The following is a 20,868-nucleotide window of genomic DNA, read 5'->3' as shown; positions in this document are numbered from 1 at the left end:
TATAATGAGAGAAAAATCTACTATCTTATTTAATGCATTCATGTTTCATTAAAAAAGACTTATTGCCGTTTCCAAAGTGTTATCTTGTCCCATTTGCATTTCAGAAAGAAGGTTTTTACTATAGATATCTGGAGACATTCCAATACCCTCGTACGACAGGCCATCCATAAATTCTATTTTCTGCGTTACTAGGGTATAATACCAACCGTTGATCAATTCCTTAGCAATTTTTGTCCCATAATTTCCATTGGTTGTATCACCTACATGTGTAACATTGGGCAATGTTTTAAATAACATAGTAGTTCTGTCGGCGGCACTACCAGTATATCTATCCGTAAGCAAAACTACTGGTTTATCAAAAAAATCACCTTCTGGATAAACACTCCAATTATACCAGTCTGTGTAATCGTCAGGCCCAGGCCCTGACTTTGTTTTCGACCTGAAAACAAAGCGTTCTTCATTGGTAAACCGCCCAAATTCTGAAAATGCGTAGGTAAAGTTACCACCATAATTATGACGCAAATCAACTATCAATCCTTGTGAAGATGAAAAATAATCTAACACCTCATTTATTGACAGTAAATTATCTCCAATATACTCTATGTACAGATAACCCACATCACCAATTTTTCCATAGGTATTTCCTCCATATCCATTTTCTAAGTATTCATTATTAAGGTAATTGGATTTAATTATTTCTAAATCAAAAAGATCATCTTCCAACATCAAGTCATAAAGACTATCTGCAAAAAATACATTCTCCTCCAAAGGTGTCGCCATTTGAACATGACCATCCTTCAATTTTCCTAGCATACTTTTAAAAATTGCAAATAGCTCTTGATCAGTAGTGTTTGATGTCACTTGAGGTCGATAGATTGAATATTGTTCTTTCCAATCAACTCCGCGTTCTTCAAAACAAGCATAATCAGTATTAAATGTTCCCCACAATTCTTCAAATAAAGCTTCAGGATTATTCAATGGCTCTGGTTCAAAAATTTTCTTTTTACAACTAGCAAGCAATACGATTGAAGCAAAGATTAATACACTTTGAATTTTCATTTGATTAAAATTTATAGTTTGCGGATAAATAAAGGACATTTTCTATTGAAGCATATTTTGTTGGTTTTTTATTCGTGTTTATTGAAAACCAATAGTTTGCTCCTAACTCCCATTTCTCTGTAAGAGCATAGTAATAGTTGATGTCAAAATCAAAATTTTGAGAATTGTTCCAAGACTGAATTTCACCTCTCTTGAAATAAAGAAAGAAGCCTTTTACATCATTATGCGAGTAGATATCTTCAAAATACTCATCATTCTGTGTGAGGTAAGGTGAACGATACACGAATGCAAAAATAGGCACACTCAAATTAACTTTTAGTCGGTGTTTTTCAGAAATTTTATACTTCAGGTTAACCCAAAAATCTAAGCCCAAGGACAGATAGTTTCCTGCTGTCCCGTTAAAACCGTATATGTAATCAGTAATATCAAATCTATTTCTTGATGTTCCTCCTAAAATCAACTTGAATTGATCTCGTTCTATGACAGATTTTCCAAGTGAATAATTAATTGCTGCTACATTTATATTATGCGGAGAGGTAGGATAACTTTGACTACTCCAAGGAGTATTGTAAATGAACTCTTCACCCACACGTGATTTATAGTTCCCATATCTGACATTGACCTTATGCTCTAATTGATTAGATCGTTCATAAGTAAATAAAAAATTAACAGGAGACCAATCACCGTGGATCAACGGAGAAAATGTTATATCCTGTTTAACCAAGTTCCCCACTCCCCAACTAAGAGAAATGTCATTTTTTAATTCCTCTTGCTCCTGACCTATTCCAAGACTTGGAAGAAAGATCAGCATAATTATAATGGCATTTTGTTTTATCATACTGTTAAGACAATTAAGAATTAATTTACCCCTATTTATTGATCAAAATTATCCTAGTCATGCCTAATTATGGGTGATTAAAATCATTTCGAAAGCTGAAAGAATCCGGCTAATATTAAGTTGATGATGAGGTTATATTCTAGACACATTGTAGAAAACGGTTCATAACATAATAGCTAAAGTTCATGCCCGACACTCTGGCCACGCTTTTCCTTCCCATTACGTGTACATATCCGGGCTGCCATCATCAACTTCGCTGAAGCTATGTTGATTGAGAGCGGTCGGACAGTCATCCCGAGGACTCGGGAGGGATTTTTTGCCCGCACTCCCGATAGCTATCGGGATCGCACGCAATTCAACTTCAATTTCATTTTCGTTGAACAAAGTAAATTGCTAGCTTTAGCCAAACGTTATGTGATATTGGTATTAGCCCTAATCAAGAATGTCATCAAATCTCTACGACATATCATTGTTCAACATTCTTTCACTACATCAGAAGGAAAATCAATCATTTCGGAAGGGGGACTTCAAGAATTCTGACGGAACTGACCTCTCAGATCAAAAAAAGGTCATTGATTTTCTAATTTCTAATGATTTGATTGAATATGAGTCAGACAAAATGCTCTACTTTCTTTCACCCGAAACTTATGATCTTATTGAAAGTTCCAAATTAGAAGATTTTCTGTGGAGCAAAATTGGGGAAGAAGAGCAAAAAAAACATTTGGAAGCTTTAAAACCGAGAGAGAAAAGAGAGCTTATATATCAAGCTATTGAACCAGAAGTAGAGCAAGAAAAAGAACCATTACTAGGTAATATCTCAAAGCCATTAATGGCAGCAATCTTCACAACAATTGTGGCTCTGCTGTATTTCATTATTCCCTTTGAAAACAAAGCTCCTGAAGAGAAAGGACCATCTCCAGAGGAAATTGATGTGCTTAATAATGTAATTATGATCAATGAGGATGGGGATACCCTTTCCCTTGATGAAAAACAGCACATAACACAGTAAGCAAAGCTCACCTCCGACCCTCGTCCACGTGCTTTTCGCCCAGTACGTGTAAATTTCCGGGCTGCCATCTCCCAATAGTTATCGGGACTGGGGTTTTGGTCAGCGCACCTCACGTCGTAATTCAACTACAATTTCATTTTCGTTGAACAAAGTAAATTGCTAACTTTAGCTAAACGTTGTGTACCATTGAAGAACCCAAAAATTGACAGGACAAAGGAAAATATTAATTATTGGTGCACTCATACTTTTGGGACAATTATTTTATTTCTCTGACTACATCTCACCTTTTCAATGGGGGCAAATAAAAGTTAGCGGACTTGCTTGCACGTGTCCTGATGAAACAGTAGTAAGTGGCAAATTGTATTTGAGAAGCATTACTCCCGACAGTCTGAAGAAATATGACATGGACTACTCTGAAATTTATGTTTCCGAAAGACCTTCAACTAAATTTGACCCAATGGGCGTAGACTTATATATTATTGAAGGTCAAGTTATAGGTAAAGACAGGGTGAGTGAGGGAGATCCCTGGAACCCTAAATTGAAAATTAGCAAATGGCGAGAAGTTGATATAGTTAAGGACATAGGTGTGAAAATACTTTTCTTTGGACAATTATTTATATGGCTAATAATGATAAGACAAACCAGAAAGAAAAACAGCACATAACACAGTTAGAAAAACTCACGTCCGACACTCGTCCACGTGCTTTTCGCCCAGTACGTGTGCATTTCCGGGCTGCCATCTCCCGATAGCTATCGGGATCGCTCGCAATTCAACTGCAATGTTCATTTTCGTTGAACAAAGTAAATTGCTAGCTTTAGCCAAACGTTAGGTGCTATTACGATATGCGAAAATTTGTGCTCATAGCTTATGTTTTATTGACATTTTCAACTAATGCTCAAGAATATAACGGACCTATTAAACTGGAGAGTATTATTGCATTCGGGGTTGGACAAAATTTTTACGAGTGTGAAAATACAGCGAAAATCTTCTTTGAACTAAATGATTCAACACGTATACCTTTTAACAGTTGGCACACATTTGAAACTGGGTTGTATATAAAGGATACAACCATCTTCTTGGAAAAACGATCATACAGGTTAATACTCACAAGTGACCAATCAGGAATAATTTCTATCGAAAACTTCCACGCAGATTCAGTGGACTCAAACGGACAAATAGTGGTTGAATTCAAGTCAATCGATTGCTGCCTGAGAGATAAGGGACGATATCTTTTTTTTAAAATTAATAGTGACTCCCTTGTAAACCTGAAATGTGATAACATTTTGAATTCAATCCAAACAATTAAAGATTCCGATAAAAAATTGAAAATTATTGGGATTTCAAGTGACAGCACATCAAATAATCTTGCTCTAGAACGAATAGAATATGTTAAAAATGTACTACTGGAGAACGGAATAAATCAGAATCGGATTTCTGAAACTTCAGTTCAAAATTCACTCCCGACGAGAAATTATTTCTCCTATGGTTCATTAATGACTTATTATGATAATGAAACTACAGACCAATTCCTTGGTAAATTGGAACTTGGAATTGTTATTGAATTTGAAAACCCATAGTAAAAAACAGCACCTAATATAATAGCTAAAGCTAACGTCCGACCCTTGTCCAGCGCAAAAAGCTCATATTAGCGTGTCCTTAGTCCTGGGGTGCCATCATCAACTTCGCCAAGGCTACGTTGATTTAAAACGGTCGGACAGACCAGTCCCGATAGCTGTCGGGACCGGGATTTTTTTGCCACACTCCCGATTGCTATCGGGATCACACGCAATTCAACTGCAATTTCATTTTCGTTGAACAAAGTAATTTGCTAACTTTAATCAAACGTTATGTACCATTAGCATGGTAACTGTTCAGAAATATAAAACTGATTCTTTTCTTTATTTCAGCTGGCACTTTGCTTATCTGATTTGGGGTTTCTGTTTTACCATGCTCCCATTGCTAACAGACGGACTAATATTTATCTCGATTATTGGAATTATTCCTTTTGCAACGTTTTTTTGGATGTTGTTCAAACTTTACAAAGCAGAAGCAAATGAAGACGGACTTATTCTGAAAAATCTAATTTCAAAAATTGAACTAGACTGGTCGGAAATTCAAACTTGCGAGGAGACTATAAAGTTTCCAATATCCAAAGTAATTAACTATAAAATCACTACGAAATCAGGAGATAGTTACCGTTTCCCGTTGGACAGACCAGAGAGAAGAGCTATTGGAATTCCATTGGAAAACTCTACCCCAATGGAAAGGTTCATCTCTCAGATGATCGGCAGATCCAAATTCGAACATGCAAAATCCAGATTAGAAAACAGTGCATAACCAATTTTGGAAGAACACACTGAATGGTACAATAATCATGAAGGAGATTCTGGTTGGACCGAATTTGAAGAACTTAAGAATTTAGTAGTAAAGTGTTCTATACCTGATACTTCAGAATGAAATGGATTCTTTCCGTAGTACCATTACCTGAATAAGGAGTAAAAAAACTGCACATAACACAATAGGTAAAGCGCATGTCTTTCCCTTTTTTGCCAACTCTCCCGATAGCTATCGGGATCGCACGCTATTCAACTGCAATTTCCTATTCGTTGAACAAAGTAAATTGCTAGCTTTAGCCAAACGTTAGGTGTCATTGCGGTGATCACCAGAATTGTAACGTTGAAGAGATAAACCGTTAGGTGAATGAGCCCAATACTCTAGACACATGTTAAAGAATTTACTTTTCATTTTCTTAATTCCTTACGGAGTTTATTCTCAAAGTAATAACTCTCATTTATCAAGCGAGACCAACTTAAAGGGTAAAGTCAAATCTTTTTCTATTCGGTCAGAATGGCTACAAGATGATTACAAGGAATTGAAACTTGGTGTGCTCAATGAATATGATAGGATTTATGGAAATTACTACATGGAGTTTGATGCAAACGGTAATTGGTCGAAATTCGAGCATTATTATAGAAATGGCGATTTAGATTGGGGTAGAAATACAGTTTATACTGCGGACGGGCGGTTGATTCAAGAAATTAATTTCGACTCAATGCGTTCGATCACCTTCTTCTGGAAAAATATTTGGGAAAATCAAGCAAGAATGAATCGTGCTTTGTTTGGGAACACTGATACAACTGTTTACTACAGAAAACTATATTTCTATGATTTAAATGACTCTTTGATTAAAACTGAAGACTACGATACAAACAACCTTCTGATCACTTACAAAGTAATCGTTTACCAAGATAATTATAAAACCAAGATTTCAGGACAGTTTGATGGTTTAGACAGCTTGAAATTTTTGATTAAAGAAGTAAGAAATAAGAGCGGGCAAATAACTAATTCCTATATGGAATCAAATATGTCTTTTCTCACTTCATTCCCTGGTTTTGAGTTTTTAGACAAACTGGAATTACCTGAACAATGGTCGTCTGAAGAATTTTATCGATATAAAAAGAAAAGCAAAATCAAAGAAAAGTGGCTTGTAACTGACAACAACAAAAGAATAGAAGAAAAATGGGTATATGATTCTAAAGCAAGACTTATTGAGTACTATTATTTTGCACCGCCTAACTATTCATGTGGAGTCATTCATGACGAAGTTGAGACCTATAAGTATGATTCAAAAGGAAACATGATTGAACGAACGATTAAAGGTTATTCAATGACAAAATTGCTTTACGAATATGATGAATTAGGCTATTGTGTATCCTCTAAACGCATCAACGATAAAGGGAAAGTAGATTTTGAAGAAAGATGGAATCGCGACAATTTTGGAAATACGATCGAATATGAAAGATATTCTGGTGGTGTTAAAGACGAATTTTTTAGCTACACAGCCCAATATATCTATGATGACGAGGGAAACTGGACTTCAAGAAAAGAATTTAGAAAGGGACTTCTCTATTATACTTCAAAATGTGAGTATGAGTACTATTAGGTTTTACCATAGTAGAAAATTGTGCATAACATAATAGCTAAAGTTCATGTCCGACTCTCTTGACCACGCTTTTCCCTCCCATTACGTATACTTATCCGAGCGTCCATCTCCTGATGGTTATCGGGACCGGGATTTTTTGCCACACTCCCGATAGCTATCGGGATCACAAGCAATTCAACTTCAATTTCCTATTCGTTGAACAAAGTAAATTGCTAGCTTTAGCCAAATGTTAGCTTTAATTCTTGCAACGAATTATTTACATATCTCTTTTGCTTCTAATTGCTACCGGTTGTCGCTCAGAACTAGAAAGGAAATTTTACAATGAAATTCCTGGACTATGGCAATATAGGTTTCCGAAAGACTCAACCTTTGATTATCAAGGATGTATAGAATTTTTTAGTGATGGAAACTGGATAAGACATGATGGTTGCACCATTGCTTCAGGTCAGTATTGGTTTGATGAAGATTCGCTTTTTACTACCGAATGGAATTACCGAACGGACAAAAATGATACTATAAAAGCTATCATATTTACTCTTGAATCAGGTAAAATGACAACATTTGATCTCACACTCACGGACACTATCTTCTATCAACGGACTGACAATGCTAATGGTGAAAGTTGCTGGAGCTTTGAAATGTAGAAAACTAAAGTTCACATCTGACACTCTGGCCATGCTTTTCCCTCCCAGTTCGTATACATATTCGGGCTTCCATCTTCCGATAGCTATCAGGGCCGGGGTTCTACCGTACATCAGGCTTTGCTTCGCTGAAGCTACACGAAAGCGAAGACGGCATTCAATTACAGCAAAGCTTTCGTTGAATACGGTAAATACCTAACTTTACCCAATGGTTATGTTCAATTGATATTGATAAATGAAATACCCTTTTATCATATTTATCCTAATAGTCAGTCAAGTTTTACATGGATGTAAGGCAAACACCGATACGCCTGAAGACGTTGTGAAAAAAATAGAAACTTACTTAAGTCAGGGAAAATGCGAGGAAGTTCTTAGTTTATGTACTGAAAAAGGAAATTTCAAAGAATCTGTGGAAGGCACTATAGAATTAGGTTGTAGTCCATATGAAGCTAAAATTGACTCCGTAATTTGTAAGGTTAATAACGAAACAGCCACGTGTAACTGCTATGAAGAAAGAGAACTGATCTTCATAACAACCTTTTGGGATCTTGTTAAGGAAGATAACAAGTGGTTGATTGATAATCTAAATCATGATTATGATATCACTTTAAAAGACAACAATGACATAGATGAATCAGAACCTAATGAAAGAAACTTTGATTAAATCCCCTTATTTGGCTATACTTTTTTTAACTCTTGTTTCTTGTTCCACAGAACCAGATACTCCTGAAGAAGTAGTCAAAGAATTCACAGAAGCCATAGCTAATTGTGAACAAGATAAAGTTTTAGAATTATCCACTGGAGATTTCGCCGTATTTTATAAGGAAACTAATGAATATAATCCATGTACAAAATACAATACTCAAGTGAAATGTGTACAATGTGAAATAGAAGGAAATTCTGCCATATGTAAATCAATAGAAGAAAGGTCTTTTTATGGAGTAAAGTATGGACAAATGGAATTTTGCTATGATATGTTATGGACTGATGGAAGTTGGAAAGTTAGTAATACTAGGGAATGTCTTTTTATTGAATTTGATGAATGTAAGCTAGAAATAGATTGACATAAAAAATTGAAAAAACCAAACATAACATAATAAGTAAAGCATACCGCTTGTGCCGTTCGTGCTCAAGAACTAGCTTTACACAAACATTAAATTATATAATGCGAACTTGGATTGTCATTAATACTATCACAATTTGTTTCTTTACTCTATCTTGTGGAACAATTGACTGTTCTGAAGAAGGTGAGCAAAATATAACTTGCGCGTATCAAGACTATAGAGAACTTTATAATCTCGACACATTGTTTCCTTGGAACAGTTTTAATTCAGTAAAACTATTTGTTTATCAGGAAAGCGTAGGAAATGAAGTTCCCGTTGATTTAATCTCAGGAGACAAAGTTTTAATAGAAAATTCTCTTGAAACTATAGAGTTGAATGATGAGCAAATAGACTCATTAAAATCTACTTTTCTTAGTTGGAAGGTCACAGAGGTTTGTGGAAATGAAAGGTCGGCTTTGGACTGCGATTATTTTCCTCATGAAGCAATAGTATTTTATAGAAATCAGCAACCAATAGCGTTCTTTGAAATTGCTTTTGACTGTGACAGATGGAATGGTACTGTGGATGCATTTTGGGGATACGCTTGTGACAATACTAACCGACTTCAACGAATAAAAACATTTTTTACCTTCTGTGGCGTAAAGAATTGGATTGATTGAAAATTAGCCGTGATTTGTATAACATACTTTATATCGACATTCTATTTTAATTTCATTTTCGTTGAACAAAGTAAATTGCTAGCTTTAGCCAAACGTTTTGAAGCATTCGCCTCATGAACTTCCCAGATTCAACATATGAAATGTTATATCTTAAAGCAACCGGTGTTGTTAATGATATGCGGTGGGTTGACTGGGCGGAAGAAATGATTAATCTTGGGTTTAATTCTGAGTCACTTTATATTCTAGCTGGGGAAAGACCTCCATTTTATGCATTTGAGATGAAAGATTTAACAGATGCAGTTTGCAGAGAACTTAACATTAATATTAATGATCAGCAAGAACTTATTGGTAATTATATAATGTTCCTAAGAAACCAAGTTATAAATGACAAAAGAAAACCAATTGAAGTTTTAAGAATCCTTGGTGGAATGTATAACGAATTTAATTTAAATAGGTCTATCCAAGACTTCGCATTGCTCAGATGGGCAAAGGAAGATCTTCTAAGACAAGAAGTTCAATGGTACTGGAAAGGAGCTAATCGAAGTAATATTGACCAGATTATTGACGACCATTTCCTTAATTGGTCAAAAGAAAAGTTTGTACTTGACCCAGAGTAGAAAGCGCTACATAACACATTACCTCTCAGTACGTGTACATATCCGGGCTTCCCTTCCGATAGCTATCGGGACCGGGGTTTAGGCCACCGAACATCAAGCTTTGCTACACTAAGTCGAAGACGGCATTCAACTACAGCAAAGCTTTCGTTGAACATGGTAAATTCCTAACTTTGCATAATCGTTATAACCCATTATAATAGGACTTATGAAATTCATAAATCTATCGACTGGATTATTCTTAGTTTACATGTTTTCGTATAAAATCATGGAGTTAATGAATTACCAGAACTTAAAGGAATTCTTAATTGAACATCCTGAATTACAAGAAGAATTCTCTCCAATAGATAATTCTATTACGGAATACCCAATTTTAATGATTTGGACTTTGATTTTTGGACTTATTTTATTGATTTGGATTTGGACGCAGATTAAAAAACGGGCTAGACTCAAACTAATTCTAGCTGGAATTACACTGTTACTTGGAATAATTTTGCATTTTACTGACAATATTGACTATTCAGCTAGTACGCCTATGAGCATTGGAGGCGAACCAATTACAGACTAGCTTTGTTGGAATAGAAAACGGGTTATATCACAATAGGTAAAGTGCACGCAATCCAACTACAATTTCATTTTCGTTGAACAAAGTAAATTGCTAGCTTTAGCCAAACGTTGTTTGCCATTGGTGATATGAATTGGAAGGAAATAGATGATTTTTGGAAGCAATATGCTGAAGAAACAAATGGTGTGTTGAAAATTGATGAACAGCCACATTCATTCGGTAAAACGACTGAATACCATTACTCAACGGACTTCAACGGTGGACAACTAATAATTGAAGGGAAAATCCGAAAATCAACAAAAGGATACAATACCTATAGGACTATAGCTTTTTTCAAATCGGACAAAATAAATTTTGCGGAACTGAACATTTCTAGAAGAAAAGGTCTTGGAAAATTATTCGGAAAATACTCCGGAATTGATTACCTGGGGAACAATACAAAAGAGCTAATAGAAAAATCTGAAGTAGAAAAAATTACTGGAACCCAAAAAGGATTCAAAGTAGAATATGACTACATGTTCTCAGAGTCTGCTGAATTCATTTCGAATAAGGAACTCTGTACCCTTTTGTTAGATGAAGTGAAAAACAGGTTATATCACAATAGGTAAAATGCACGCAATCCAACTTCAATTTTATTTTCGTTGAACAAAGTAATTTGCTAGCTTTAGCCAAACGCGGCTTTAACCTCGAATAACCCAAAATTTTGACAAAGAATGAAGGAGGAAGGAATTAGAATATCATCAGATATAACATTCGTAAAAAAGTATATTCTATCACTATTACTATACGGATTTGGCTTTTTTGCTTTATATAAAGGAACGTCTAAATTCTTCCTGTTTTTTCTAGGAATTGTTAGTATTCTTTACGCTACTTTATATATCAAACTAAGCAGTTTATACTTTAATGAAAGTTTTATTTTCCTAGGAAAGAAGCGATATACTTATGATGATATAGTACATGTGAAATTCTATGAATTTAATTTGTACATGTATATCCAAATAAAGGTCAAAGAAGGCAATAAGTCCAAATCGTATTTTATTGATCCAGGCGGAAAAATTTCAATTTTAGATATACTTTACGCTATACTAACTGGTAAAAAAAACGTGCAATCAATGAAGCTTTTCCTTGATACACTGAAGGAGAAAGGTGTGAAAGTGAAATAATACGGACTGTTTAAAGAATGTGAAGCATTTCGTTATCATTTCCTATTTTATGTAGCAAACAACGCCGATTGTTTTCCCTTTACCCTAAATCTTATTGTTTTTGAGAGTCCTAATCCAACTTCATTTTTACTTGCTTTGGAAACTGTAAAATAATAGCTTTGCTCAAACGTTTGTTACCATGAGTTATGAAACTATTTCTTTCCTTTTTCGCACTTTCATTACTGTTAATCAATTGTGGTTCGCATAACACAGCAACAGAAGGAATTGAAATTAATAATGAGGTTGATTTTACCAATAACAATGCAAATGCAATTGAACCTGGAATTCAACAAGAAACAGATAAAAGTCCTGTGATATTTCATTCCTCAATAATTGACTCTTCTGTGAGTTTTCCAATTTTCGTAATAAGCTCTGAAAATCCTAATTCTAGAGTATTAAAATGTTATACAGATGGGGAGTCTGTACATGGTCAATCTGATATATTAATTTCCTCTCCTGAAATTCATTTTGAAATTTCAAATTACCTCAATCTGAAGGTTGACAGTGAATATTTAATACCTAATGATCAAATGAATCTAAAAATTACGGAAATGGGGATTCTTTCTAATTTTTGGGTAGTCACAGATTTAAAGGGTAGCGTTATTTTTAGAGAAATAAAAGACTCACTTATGATCGTTCAATTTGATTTAAATGGAATTTGGACGAATACTCATGAACCTAAAAAATTTGAATATTTTAATGAAGTGATTTTTGATAATTATCACTGACCACAGAAAAAAAACGACGTCCCACATATTCTATTAAATTGATGTTCTCCTTTTTGTCTGTAAGTATCATCTACTAATCCAACTTCAATTTCATTTTCGTTGAATACAGTAAATGCCTAACTTTAAGCAAAAGTTAGGCATTTATGGAATCTACTTTTTTTAGCATCAAAAACACATGAAGTTGTTATCTGCACTTTTCTTCATTTGCTCTTCATTCCTCGCTAGCTCACAAGATACTTTAAGGGAAAGAGATGCGAATATGTACAGCCGTTATTACATCCTTTACGATAATGGAAAATTTGAGTATCATTTCAATCATTGCACTGGGCAGTCAATTGGCTTTGGGACCTATGACAGATCAAAACGAAACATCAAATTCAATTATGATTCTATACCAGTACCTGGAACTTCAGTACTCAATGAAAAAGCTCACTCTGATTCAATAAAAATTGAACTTTTCAATATTATGGACAGTTCAAGAATTGAAGTTTTCAAGGTTCAAAATGGACATAATCTTGAAATGGTATTTGATGGACAATTTTTAGTTTCGCAAACATCACTAAACGATACTCTGATTATTCGCTATTTCTCGGATACAATTGAATTTAATTTTGATCCAGCATACAACTCATACAGAATTTATTTCCTTCCATTTCATGTAAGATTGGAGTATTTAGCACAGGTAAATATGAAAAGAAAAGGTGATTTTTATTTCTATAAACTGTACCATAAAAAGGTGCGTGAATCAAGGAACAGGACTTCAGTAGGTAGAAAAGTATGGTTCAAAGTATATTTTGAATTTGACTAATGAGAACTGTTGCTGACAGAATAGGTAAAACGCACGCAATCCAACTACAATTTTATTTTCGTTGAACAAAGTAAATTGTTAGCTTTAGGTAAATGTTATGAATAATTATGCGTTTAACTCAACTCATATTATTTTTTTTGTTAGTCTCAACGGTTTGTTTCGGTCAGGATTTTGAGCTTAAATATGCCTCTTATGGACTTGGCTCAAATTTAGGACGAGCACCTTCAAATAGGATTTATCTTAAAAATCATGATTTAGAATATACATATCAAATTGAAACTGATTCCATTAATTTTATTGAATTCGAAGGCACTGAATTTGAAGACACTTTTTATGTATCGAAGGACACTAGCCTAATTATTCAGATTGATCAAAACGATCTAGACTCAATTTCCAGTTTATTCAAAGGTCTAGAGAATACTGAAATTTCCTATTCCAATATGTATGTTAGAAGCGGAGCATGTTATGAATTGAAAGTCAAGGCGGACAAAGGTTGTACAAGTATTGTCATGTACAATAATTTTGACTCAACAGTTTTCAAAGTTGTAACTATCTTGAATCGATATCTGCCAGAGAAATTACAAATTTATATTCCGGAAAGCACTTGGCAAGCTGCAAGGGAACGCAGTAGACCTGGAATGGACTTAACTGCTGGAAGAAAAAGTCAATACAACTGTTTTAAATGGAATGATTGAAAACAATTCAGAACATACCAGTTAGCTCCAATTATGGAAACGTTCCAATGTTTTCATCTATAGGTTATAAACTTGAAACTTTATAGTGCGTTCCGCAATTCTCATATCCTTATTACCATTGATTCTTTGGAACAATTCTTTTGATCCAGAATTCATTTGGGGTAAGTACTGCTTGAAATTTCCAGAAGGAGGTGAACTCGTTTTGACTTTCAAATCGGACTCCACTTTTTATTTGAAGAGTTTTCAAAGTAACGCGATTATTGAAAACCAAGGGGTTTATGAAGTGTATGATGATTCAGTCTTTCTCACATATACAATGCCTTCAATTCAGAACTCCGTTGACACATTTGCCAATAAAAATCACTTCCATCCTAGAAAAGACACGCTATGGATCATTGATGAAAATGAAATTGCTACCGGAACAGATATTCTTTCCGAGCGATATTATCAATTTGAAAAGCATTTTGAAGATGGCTCAATTAATATTGCAAAAGAATGGGAACTTAGAGACTCAAGTTTGATCCAAGAAGATTCATATGGAAACAAACACATTTATGTACTAAGAGGAAGAAGAATTAAAAGAGGAGTCTGGAAATATTATAATTGGAATGGTGAATTGATTGGGACAGAATAACCAGTGTAAAAACTGCAGATAACACAGTAAGTAAACTTACATCCACTCTTGTCCATCTCTCTTCAGGGCGTAAAAAATTTGCTAACTTTAACTAAACGCTAGCACATATTGATGAATCTTTCTAATTCGTTTTCCATAGCAATTATTATGTTGTTTTTTTCCTGTTCGGATCAAACAGATTCAGGTATTTCTGAGAATGACGCGGAAGTAGAAAGAATTCCCATTACTGCTGTTGAAAATATAGCTGCTTCTGAATTTGAGATAAATCAATTTGTAAAATTGACAGATTCACTATACGAAAACAACAAACTTAAAAAAATAGAATATCACGAAATGTCTTTGTGCGGTGGAGCACTTGCAGGTTATACTCTTGGAGACTCTATAATGTTCCTATCTGGATTGCATGCTGTAGGTTTTTCTCATACAATAAGCAAATGCTACTTCAAAGACTCCATTCTATATAAAACAATTACCACCACTCACTACACAACTAATGAGGAGGACTCAACTATTTATAACAATGATGGCAAAATTGAACCGTCATTATTAAAATATTCTAATGAAATTGTCACAATTTTATATACCGAAGAACCCAAAATGATAAAGACTATTGATGGCGAAGAAACTAGTCATCATATTGATACCTGGAATAATATTATAGAACATAAACGACAATGCGCTAGCGAAATGAGATTTGAAATTTTAAGTGAGTTGAAAAACCTGCGCTAATACAGAAGGCATTACGCATGTTCTTCCCTTTTTTACCTACACACCCGATAAATATTAGGATCGCAAGCAATTGAACTACTATTTCATCTTCGTTGAACAAAGTAAATTGCTAGCTTTAGCCAAACGTTAGGGTTAATTAATGAATAGAATTTTACTTTTTATATTATTGTTACCGAATATTGGAAACGCACAATCCAAAAATTTCATCTTGTTTGAAGATAGTTTTTGGGCCAGAGGCCTGTACTATACCAACTTAGATTCATTCCCAATAAATGATTTTGACAAAATTCTGGAACCATCAAAAAGAAAAAATTTAAAAAATTCTGATTGTGCTCAGTATTATAGATTCTGGGTTATTAAAAACAATCAAAAAAATGAACATTTTGCTTATTGTGACTCAACTGATTTTGATTATAAATCAATTCAAGAAATGTTCAAGCCAGTAAAAATTTTAAAGCAAACTTTTAACTACAATAAAAAATCGTATTACATAGACAGTTTAAGAAGAACAAACACTCCTTTCTATTATGATGATCAAGCATCCGACAAAACACATATGGTAGAATTTGAAAGTTATTTTAAACCAGAAGAGTTTTCACCTTGGGGCTTTGGTCCTGAAAGGTTAAATTGGATTGTTGAACATAAAGATTCATTGATGAATTTAATTGTCAATGCTTATGATAATGTAAAATTATCTGACATAGTTTTCACTGCAGCTGATGGACCATATAAAAAAGGTGCTCATGTTCGTCTTAGAATATATTTAAATGATCATTATTGGAAAATGGATCCAATAATGGATTGTGGATACTATCCTATTTCATCTGCTAAAGTGGTAGACAGGGAATACACCTTTTATATTGCAGTACCTAGAAATGAAAAAGAAAACTAATCCTAATACAACAGGTAATGAATGTGTCCTTCACTTTTTTACTCGCACTCCAGATAGCTGTCGGGATCGCACGCTATTCAATTTCATTTTCATTGAACAAAGTGTATTGCTTGCTTTAGCCAAACGTTAGTGTAAATTAATTGAATATGAGGTATCTTAATACATTTCTTATTCTACTGGTTATTGTGTTGTTTTCTTGCAACAACATGCCAGAACTTAATGGAAAATGGGAGTTGACTTCTGCTAATTTTGAACCGATTAGTTTAACAGCTGAGTTAAATTGTCTAGAACTTAATAGCGAATTCGACTTCAAAGAGGGAATTTTAGTCGTAAATAATGATGGAGAGATAATTAATTCTAAATATGACGATTCATCATTTAAATCAGATTCAATAATTATTATAAAATCAGAATTAAATCCTACTGAAATTAAAATGACAGAGTATGATGGTGAAGTTATGTCTTTTGAAATTGTAGTTGATGAAGCTTACTGGGCTTTACCAGTTCCTAATAGTTTTGCAAAAGAATTTTATAGCAGATGGAAAAAGGGATGGCAGTTCGAACTTAGCAGAATAGAAAACTAGCTATAACAGTAAGTAAAATTCAAATCCCCGCGCAGTTTAGCTCCCAGTGGTGCGTCAAATGTCCGGGTAGCCAACATACGGTCAACAACCAAAGTCCGAATTTTTTACCCACACTCCCGATAAATATCAGGATCGAACGCAATCCAGCTTCAATTTCATTTTCGTTGGACAAAGTAAATTGCTAGCTTTAGCCAAACACTTGGAAACCATTGTAGCCAGTTTTTATTTTGCTTATGTCTTCTAGAATTCGTCTTACCACTTTAATTATCCTTTTTGTCGCATTTTCTTGTTCAGAAACGCCCAACACTCCTGAAGTTGTGTTGGAGAATTACATAACAAGTATAAACAATTGTGACTGTGACCGTGCTTTAGAATTTTCCACTGATGAAATGCATGGAGCTGTCCAAAATATTATTGAGAAAGGGTGTGTACCAAATGAAGAAGACATTTTATCAATAACATGTGAAGAATCAAATGATACAGCCGTTTGTAATTTAAGAGTAAGGAGGGAAACTGAGCCATTTGGTAAACCATTTGGAAAATACACTTACAACTATACATATTCCTTGTTAAAGAAAGACGGTCAATGGAAAGTTTGGGTTCAATGGAAAAGTTTAAACTTGCCGGAAGAATTTTTTACTGATTTATCTGATAGCACTGATATTATTAGCAGTGAAAAGTCTTTTGAAGAATTCTATGATCAATTCATTTCCGATTCAATCTTCCAAATGTCAAGAATTAAATTTCCATTGATTGGGACCTATACTGACTATGGAGGAAACACAGAATGGACCAAAGAGAAATGGCCGTTGATGACTTGGGACTATCGGGAGGAAATAAAAACTACTGATGATAGTGTGTCCATTATTCAAACAGACTCCAGCTTTTACTTTGGAACTTTTTGCCGTGATTGTGGATTTTCATTTTGGATGGAATTTGAAAAGTTAAGTGGTAAATGGCAACTTACATCTCGCCAGGAAAACAACTTTTGAAAAATGAGCCTTAACTCAATAGCTAACAGGACGGTAGGACGCTCACCAGTTTTAATGCTTTTATTCCTGCCTCCAAAGCTCGAAATGTTAAAAATATCTTAATGTTTGAACGCCATTGTTTTCAAAATGTATTCAATCAAAAGACAATGATGAAAATGTATCTGCTTATATTGATTTTATTCCTTCCTATCTTCGGAATTTCTCAGGAAAACCTTCAAAAATTTGAATTGAGTGGAAATGTACAAGCCACCTACTTTTATCAAGGAGGAGTAGAGAATCCTTATGAACCAATTCCCGTTCCACTGCCTTATATTAAACTCAATTTAATTAGGCATGTCAAAGGTGATAGTGTTCCTCAAATTGTGAAGACATTTCAAGTAGATTCTTTAGGGAATTTCAAAGTAGAAGTTGCAGCTGGTCATTATAGTTTTGCCGCATTAGGGGATTCATTAACCAGTGAAAGATTTGTGCCGGCGCCAATCTTTAATGTGGGGCCTTTTGGAGGCTCTGAAACAATTCAATGGGAGCTAATGAGCCTAGATGTCCCAATCATTGTATTGGACAAGAATGTTTCTGGAGTTACATTGATACAACACACCTCTACCATTTGCGGAATGTGTCCATAGTTATTTGACCACCTTGTTGTCATTTGTTATGTGCTTTATAAGGAAAACCGGTTCCGTTTTATCTGTCCTGTGCACATCAAGTTTTACTTTGCTGACGCTATGCGAAAGCGAATATGGCATTCAACTACAGCAAAGTTTTTGTTGAACGCGGTAAATGCCTAACTTTAGCGTAGTTATAAAAAAAACATCAATCAATTGAAAACATCAGAAACAAAAAAGAATCCGGAATTTCTTGAAAATGTATATGAGCTAACGGCAGGTCTTGAACTGTTACCTGCCCTAAAATTGAGTTTGAGTGAAATTGACAAACTTGATGTTGATCAATTAGAAACATTAGGCTTGAGAACATATGAAAAGGACAAGTGGACAGTGAACAAGATATTTCAACATCTAATTGATTGGGAGAGAATTTGGAGCTTTAGAGCCATAATTTTTGCTCGTGATGAAGGAACTACACCAGTTGCACACGATCAAGAAATAATGAGCAAAAATTCAAATGCAGATGAATTGTCTATACAACATTTGATAAATGAGCTCCGTGTTGTGCGCCAATCTTCAATCTTGATGTTTGAATCATTTAACAAGAAAATACTTGATACTAACTGCGAATTTTTCGAATACGAAATGCCTTTATCTGCAATAGGATTTACTATAGCTGCACATCAAATTCATCATTTCAACATCATAAAGGATAGATACATCCCTTTATTGGATAAAGACTGATGTGTACCGCTATACCTAATTGGTTCTAACTTAAAAGTTGTTGGGAGCGCATGTAATTCAACTACATTTCATTTTCATTGAACAAAGTGAATTGTTAGCTTTAGCCACACATTATGATGGTATCAACTAGAGTTTTTCAATACATTCTATTAGCATCTACAGGAATCTTCTTTTTTAGCTGTAGGAACCCTAACTCATTTGAAGAATTGGAATTTATAGAGCCAACTGAAATCTCATATGATTCCATACCACGTGATACCATTCAAATCACATTGACACCAAAAGATCAGTTGCTTTGGAATAACGTTGAAATTGACACCCTTAATTTTTCAGACTCCATAAGGGCGATTGTTATACGCTCTATTGACAGTGGGAAAAGAACAAAGAAATTTTATTCATTGGGACTTCAAAATATTTCCAACTATGTTATTTATTTGAATACTTATCGCCAAACCAAATATGGATTTTATAAGTATGTATTGAACAAATACGAGATGGAATTGGATAGAATAAGAAATGATTATGCTATTAAATTATTTGGTCAACAAATTTATGAACTAAATGAAAATGAGTTTGTTGAGATAAGAACGATTATAGGGAATTCGTTGATAGAGAATCCCGTTCTTGATTTATGAATTCATCTTGTATGAGTTCTAAATGATTAGCTTTAGTACTTCGCTTTATCCATTATTTTAGAACTAAATTGTTTTGATTCATGAAAAGAATTTTCTTTTTCTTTTTTATCCTGTTATTCATGCTTCAAAGCTGTTCGTTAAGAAGGTTTGACAATTTCTCGCAACAGAAGTACACTAATTTTAAAACGCTTAAATCAAAAAACGAACAGCCAAATCAGGAGCCAAAACAGGTATCTGCATATAATGTTCAATTGCCCGAACAAGATACTTTTCGTGTCAAAAATGAGCTAGCATCTGAAATTCCCGCCAATACTTTAGAAAAAAATGTTGCATCAGAAAGTTTTGAGAAAGAAACATTTGATGTAAGTGATCCAATTCAAACTGTATCTGCAGTTCAAGATTATACCAACAAAACTGAAAAGAAAGAGAATGGCTTTGTTAAAAAGAAAGAAGGGAAGAAAAATGTTGGAGTAGGTTGGAGTTGGGTGCTTTATTCATTGCTCGTATTAAGCGGCGCTTTTGTCATCTTTTTTGGAATCTACACTATTGTTTTTGGAGGACTGTTTGTAGGATCCCTGTTAGTTACATTAGGGGCGTTGCTTTGTGCATTGGTTTTAATCCATGCTATTCTTTCTTTTAAGAAAGATAAATCCAAACAGAGAAAAGCACTTTTGATTTACGCTTCAATTTTATGTTTAGGAGTTTTGGCTGGGCTTATTGGACTTATTGTTTCATAAAGAGTGAATGGTTTCAGACAAGGTATATAACTAGCTTTATTATACTATCAATAGAATGAATAGAAAATACATTATAGAATTTTTTGGAGGAATAATTGTTTCCTTGTTGACTATAAAAGGATTATCTCTTCTTACCTCAGTAATTGTAGCATTAATATTAGGTCAAACAAAAAGTAAGATTATGTTATTTACTGATCTTGCTTTATTATCTACTGTCATACTACCAATTCTGCTTGGTTTGATAATATTAATAACCCTTATAATTACATTTTCATTGGCTTTTCCGCGAAACAATAGTTTTCTGCTGTTTGCCGGGTACGTTATAGCATTATTAATTGCGTATAAACTAGATCAGTATTTTTTTGGGAGTGTTGGTTCATTCAATGTTTGGGTAGATTTAACAGTTGGCTTTTTATTTATAGGCTCATCTATTATACTTGCTAAGCTTTCTGTGAAATATCTATTAAAGGAAGAGATATAGTTTTTTTGA

Annotated in this window: 28 protein-coding genes; 26 read left to right on the top strand and 2 right to left on the bottom strand. The window is 34.1% G+C overall.

Annotated elements, in window-relative coordinates; all coding sequences use genetic code 11:
• Positions 1-48: 48 nt before the first annotated feature.
• Positions 49-1,059 (bottom strand): S41 family peptidase, encoded by a 1,011-nt coding sequence (locus K6119_RS09850; protein ID WP_221838697.1) that lies wholly within the window; start codon positions 1,057-1,059, stop codon positions 49-51.
• Between the two features lie 4 nt (positions 1,060-1,063).
• On the bottom strand, positions 1,064-1,870 hold the full coding sequence (locus tag K6119_RS09845; RefSeq protein ID WP_221838695.1) for a hypothetical protein: 807 nt from the start codon (positions 1,868-1,870) through the stop codon (positions 1,064-1,066).
• A gap of 469 nt (positions 1,871-2,339) precedes the next feature.
• Between K6119_RS09845 and K6119_RS09840 the strand changes: the two genes are divergently transcribed.
• The 26 genes from K6119_RS09840 (at position 2,340) to K6119_RS09715 (ending at position 20,859) form a co-directional block, all read left to right on the top strand.
• Positions 2,340-2,906 carry a hypothetical protein gene (locus K6119_RS09840; protein WP_221838693.1) on the top strand — a complete coding sequence of 189 codons (567 nt, stop codon included), beginning with the start codon at positions 2,340-2,342 and terminating at the stop codon, positions 2,904-2,906.
• A gap of 247 nt (positions 2,907-3,153) precedes the next feature.
• Positions 3,154-3,570: a hypothetical protein gene (locus K6119_RS09835; RefSeq protein ID WP_221838692.1), complete on the top strand. Its 417-nt coding sequence runs from the start codon at positions 3,154-3,156 to the stop codon at positions 3,568-3,570.
• A 191-nt stretch (positions 3,571-3,761) separates the two neighbouring features.
• Positions 3,762-4,484 (top strand): OmpA family protein, encoded by a 723-nt coding sequence (locus K6119_RS09830; RefSeq protein WP_221838690.1) that lies wholly within the window; start codon positions 3,762-3,764, stop codon positions 4,482-4,484.
• A gap of 370 nt (positions 4,485-4,854) precedes the next feature.
• The gene (locus tag K6119_RS09825) at positions 4,855-5,244 is read left to right on the top strand and encodes a hypothetical protein (RefSeq protein ID WP_221838688.1); all 390 of its coding nucleotides are present in this window, start codon (positions 4,855-4,857) and stop codon (positions 5,242-5,244) included.
• A gap of 385 nt (positions 5,245-5,629) precedes the next feature.
• The gene (locus tag K6119_RS09820; RefSeq protein ID WP_221838686.1) at positions 5,630-6,850 is read left to right on the top strand and encodes a hypothetical protein; all 1,221 of its coding nucleotides are present in this window, start codon (positions 5,630-5,632) and stop codon (positions 6,848-6,850) included.
• A gap of 242 nt (positions 6,851-7,092) precedes the next feature.
• Complete coding sequence (locus K6119_RS09815) at positions 7,093-7,494, top strand: hypothetical protein (protein WP_221838685.1); 402 nt, start codon at positions 7,093-7,095, stop codon at positions 7,492-7,494.
• A gap of 232 nt (positions 7,495-7,726) precedes the next feature.
• Complete coding sequence (locus K6119_RS09810) at positions 7,727-8,155, top strand: hypothetical protein (RefSeq protein ID WP_221838684.1); 429 nt, start codon at positions 7,727-7,729, stop codon at positions 8,153-8,155.
• The gene (locus tag K6119_RS09805; protein WP_221838683.1) at positions 8,121-8,555 is read left to right on the top strand and encodes a hypothetical protein; all 435 of its coding nucleotides are present in this window, start codon (positions 8,121-8,123) and stop codon (positions 8,553-8,555) included. Before K6119_RS09810 ends, K6119_RS09805 begins: the two co-directional genes overlap by 35 nt.
• Before the next feature lie 101 nt (positions 8,556-8,656).
• Positions 8,657-9,214 carry a hypothetical protein gene (locus K6119_RS09800; RefSeq protein ID WP_221838682.1) on the top strand — a complete coding sequence of 186 codons (558 nt, stop codon included), beginning with the start codon at positions 8,657-8,659 and terminating at the stop codon, positions 9,212-9,214.
• 113 nt (positions 9,215-9,327) lie between these two features.
• Positions 9,328-9,831, top strand: a complete 504-nt coding sequence (locus K6119_RS09795) for a hypothetical protein (RefSeq protein WP_221838680.1) — start codon at positions 9,328-9,330, stop codon at positions 9,829-9,831.
• A gap of 205 nt (positions 9,832-10,036) precedes the next feature.
• Positions 10,037-10,396: a hypothetical protein gene (locus tag K6119_RS09790; RefSeq protein ID WP_221838678.1), complete on the top strand. Its 360-nt coding sequence runs from the start codon at positions 10,037-10,039 to the stop codon at positions 10,394-10,396.
• Positions 10,397-10,521: 125 nt separating this feature from the next.
• The gene (locus K6119_RS09785) at positions 10,522-11,001 is read left to right on the top strand and encodes a hypothetical protein (protein ID WP_221838675.1); all 480 of its coding nucleotides are present in this window, start codon (positions 10,522-10,524) and stop codon (positions 10,999-11,001) included.
• A 105-nt stretch (positions 11,002-11,106) separates the two neighbouring features.
• Entirely contained in the window at positions 11,107-11,556 is a 450-nt protein-coding gene (locus K6119_RS09780) for a hypothetical protein (RefSeq protein WP_221838673.1), read from the top strand.
• A gap of 185 nt (positions 11,557-11,741) precedes the next feature.
• Positions 11,742-12,323 carry a hypothetical protein gene (locus K6119_RS09775; protein WP_221838671.1) on the top strand — a complete coding sequence of 194 codons (582 nt, stop codon included), beginning with the start codon at positions 11,742-11,744 and terminating at the stop codon, positions 12,321-12,323.
• Between the two features lie 175 nt (positions 12,324-12,498).
• Positions 12,499-13,131, top strand: a complete 633-nt coding sequence (locus K6119_RS09770) for a hypothetical protein (protein WP_221838669.1) — start codon at positions 12,499-12,501, stop codon at positions 13,129-13,131.
• A 137-nt stretch (positions 13,132-13,268) separates the two neighbouring features.
• On the top strand, positions 13,269-13,826 hold the full coding sequence (locus tag K6119_RS09765) for a hypothetical protein (protein ID WP_221838667.1): 558 nt from the start codon (positions 13,269-13,271) through the stop codon (positions 13,824-13,826).
• An 85-nt stretch (positions 13,827-13,911) separates the two neighbouring features.
• Positions 13,912-14,460, top strand: coding sequence for a hypothetical protein (locus tag K6119_RS09760; RefSeq protein WP_221838664.1), 549 nt, complete (start codon positions 13,912-13,914; stop codon positions 14,458-14,460).
• A gap of 111 nt (positions 14,461-14,571) precedes the next feature.
• Positions 14,572-15,189: a hypothetical protein gene (locus tag K6119_RS09755; protein WP_221838660.1), complete on the top strand. Its 618-nt coding sequence runs from the start codon at positions 14,572-14,574 to the stop codon at positions 15,187-15,189.
• Positions 15,190-15,328: 139 nt separating this feature from the next.
• Positions 15,329-16,081: a hypothetical protein gene (locus K6119_RS09750; RefSeq protein ID WP_221838659.1), complete on the top strand. Its 753-nt coding sequence runs from the start codon at positions 15,329-15,331 to the stop codon at positions 16,079-16,081.
• Positions 16,082-16,227: 146 nt separating this feature from the next.
• A complete protein-coding gene (locus K6119_RS09745; protein ID WP_221838658.1) occupies positions 16,228-16,665 on the top strand; it encodes a hypothetical protein in 438 nt (145 codons plus the stop codon).
• Between the two features lie 233 nt (positions 16,666-16,898).
• Positions 16,899-17,657 carry a hypothetical protein gene (locus K6119_RS09740; RefSeq protein ID WP_221838657.1) on the top strand — a complete coding sequence of 253 codons (759 nt, stop codon included), beginning with the start codon at positions 16,899-16,901 and terminating at the stop codon, positions 17,655-17,657.
• Between the two features lie 101 nt (positions 17,658-17,758).
• Entirely contained in the window at positions 17,759-18,283 is a 525-nt protein-coding gene (locus K6119_RS09735; RefSeq protein WP_221838655.1) for a hypothetical protein, read from the top strand.
• A gap of 195 nt (positions 18,284-18,478) precedes the next feature.
• Positions 18,479-19,006 carry a DinB family protein gene (locus tag K6119_RS09730; RefSeq protein ID WP_221838653.1) on the top strand — a complete coding sequence of 176 codons (528 nt, stop codon included), beginning with the start codon at positions 18,479-18,481 and terminating at the stop codon, positions 19,004-19,006.
• A gap of 113 nt (positions 19,007-19,119) precedes the next feature.
• The gene (locus K6119_RS09725; protein ID WP_221838652.1) at positions 19,120-19,641 is read left to right on the top strand and encodes a hypothetical protein; all 522 of its coding nucleotides are present in this window, start codon (positions 19,120-19,122) and stop codon (positions 19,639-19,641) included.
• An 80-nt stretch (positions 19,642-19,721) separates the two neighbouring features.
• Positions 19,722-20,378 carry a DUF4407 domain-containing protein gene (locus K6119_RS09720; RefSeq protein ID WP_221838651.1) on the top strand — a complete coding sequence of 219 codons (657 nt, stop codon included), beginning with the start codon at positions 19,722-19,724 and terminating at the stop codon, positions 20,376-20,378.
• A 55-nt stretch (positions 20,379-20,433) separates the two neighbouring features.
• On the top strand, positions 20,434-20,859 hold the full coding sequence (locus K6119_RS09715) for a hypothetical protein (protein ID WP_221838650.1): 426 nt from the start codon (positions 20,434-20,436) through the stop codon (positions 20,857-20,859).
• Positions 20,860-20,868: the final 9 nt, after the last annotated feature.

Origin of the sequence: Paracrocinitomix mangrovi, assembly GCF_019740355.2 — a bacterium.
Taxonomy (GTDB): domain Bacteria; phylum Bacteroidota; class Bacteroidia; order Flavobacteriales_D; family Crocinitomicaceae; genus Paracrocinitomix; species Paracrocinitomix mangrovi.
This window is presented reverse-complemented; position numbering and strand designations above follow the sequence as displayed.

Bases quoted from the DNA above. Each gene is read 5' to 3' on its own strand.
- K6119_RS09840 (WP_221838693.1), top strand. From the start codon at position 2,340: ATGTCATCAAATCTCTACGACATATCATTGTTCAACATTCTTTCACTA.
- K6119_RS09720 (WP_221838651.1), top strand. From the start codon at position 19,722: ATGAAAAGAATTTTCTTTTTCTTTTTTATCCTGTTATTCATGCTTCAA.
- K6119_RS09810 (WP_221838684.1), top strand. From the start codon at position 7,727: ATGAAATACCCTTTTATCATATTTATCCTAATAGTCAGTCAAGTTTTA.
- K6119_RS09790 (WP_221838678.1), top strand. From the start codon at position 10,037: ATGAAATTCATAAATCTATCGACTGGATTATTCTTAGTTTACATGTTT.
- K6119_RS09745 (WP_221838658.1), top strand. From the start codon at position 16,228: ATGAGGTATCTTAATACATTTCTTATTCTACTGGTTATTGTGTTGTTT.
- K6119_RS09755 (WP_221838660.1), top strand. From the start codon at position 14,572: ATGAATCTTTCTAATTCGTTTTCCATAGCAATTATTATGTTGTTTTTT.
- K6119_RS09805 (WP_221838683.1), top strand. From the start codon at position 8,121: ATGAATCAGAACCTAATGAAAGAAACTTTGATTAAATCCCCTTATTTG.
- K6119_RS09820 (WP_221838686.1), top strand. From the start codon at position 5,630: ATGTTAAAGAATTTACTTTTCATTTTCTTAATTCCTTACGGAGTTTAT.
- K6119_RS09740 (WP_221838657.1), top strand. From the start codon at position 16,899: ATGTCTTCTAGAATTCGTCTTACCACTTTAATTATCCTTTTTGTCGCA.
- K6119_RS09725 (WP_221838652.1), top strand. From the start codon at position 19,120: ATGATGGTATCAACTAGAGTTTTTCAATACATTCTATTAGCATCTACA.
- K6119_RS09780 (WP_221838673.1), top strand. From the start codon at position 11,107: ATGAAGGAGGAAGGAATTAGAATATCATCAGATATAACATTCGTAAAA.
- K6119_RS09775 (WP_221838671.1), top strand. From the start codon at position 11,742: ATGAAACTATTTCTTTCCTTTTTCGCACTTTCATTACTGTTAATCAAT.
- K6119_RS09795 (WP_221838680.1), top strand. From the start codon at position 9,328: ATGAACTTCCCAGATTCAACATATGAAATGTTATATCTTAAAGCAACC.
- K6119_RS09800 (WP_221838682.1), top strand. From the start codon at position 8,657: ATGCGAACTTGGATTGTCATTAATACTATCACAATTTGTTTCTTTACT.
- K6119_RS09850 (WP_221838697.1), bottom strand. From the start codon at position 1,059: ATGAAAATTCAAAGTGTATTAATCTTTGCTTCAATCGTATTGCTTGCT.
- K6119_RS09715 (WP_221838650.1), top strand. From the start codon at position 20,434: ATGAATAGAAAATACATTATAGAATTTTTTGGAGGAATAATTGTTTCC.
- K6119_RS09845 (WP_221838695.1), bottom strand. From the start codon at position 1,870: ATGCTGATCTTTCTTCCAAGTCTTGGAATAGGTCAGGAGCAAGAGGAA.
- K6119_RS09785 (WP_221838675.1), top strand. From the start codon at position 10,522: ATGAATTGGAAGGAAATAGATGATTTTTGGAAGCAATATGCTGAAGAA.
- K6119_RS09770 (WP_221838669.1), top strand. From the start codon at position 12,499: ATGAAGTTGTTATCTGCACTTTTCTTCATTTGCTCTTCATTCCTCGCT.
- K6119_RS09735 (WP_221838655.1), top strand. From the start codon at position 17,759: ATGTTTGAACGCCATTGTTTTCAAAATGTATTCAATCAAAAGACAATG.
- K6119_RS09825 (WP_221838688.1), top strand. From the start codon at position 4,855: ATGCTCCCATTGCTAACAGACGGACTAATATTTATCTCGATTATTGGA.
- K6119_RS09750 (WP_221838659.1), top strand. From the start codon at position 15,329: ATGAATAGAATTTTACTTTTTATATTATTGTTACCGAATATTGGAAAC.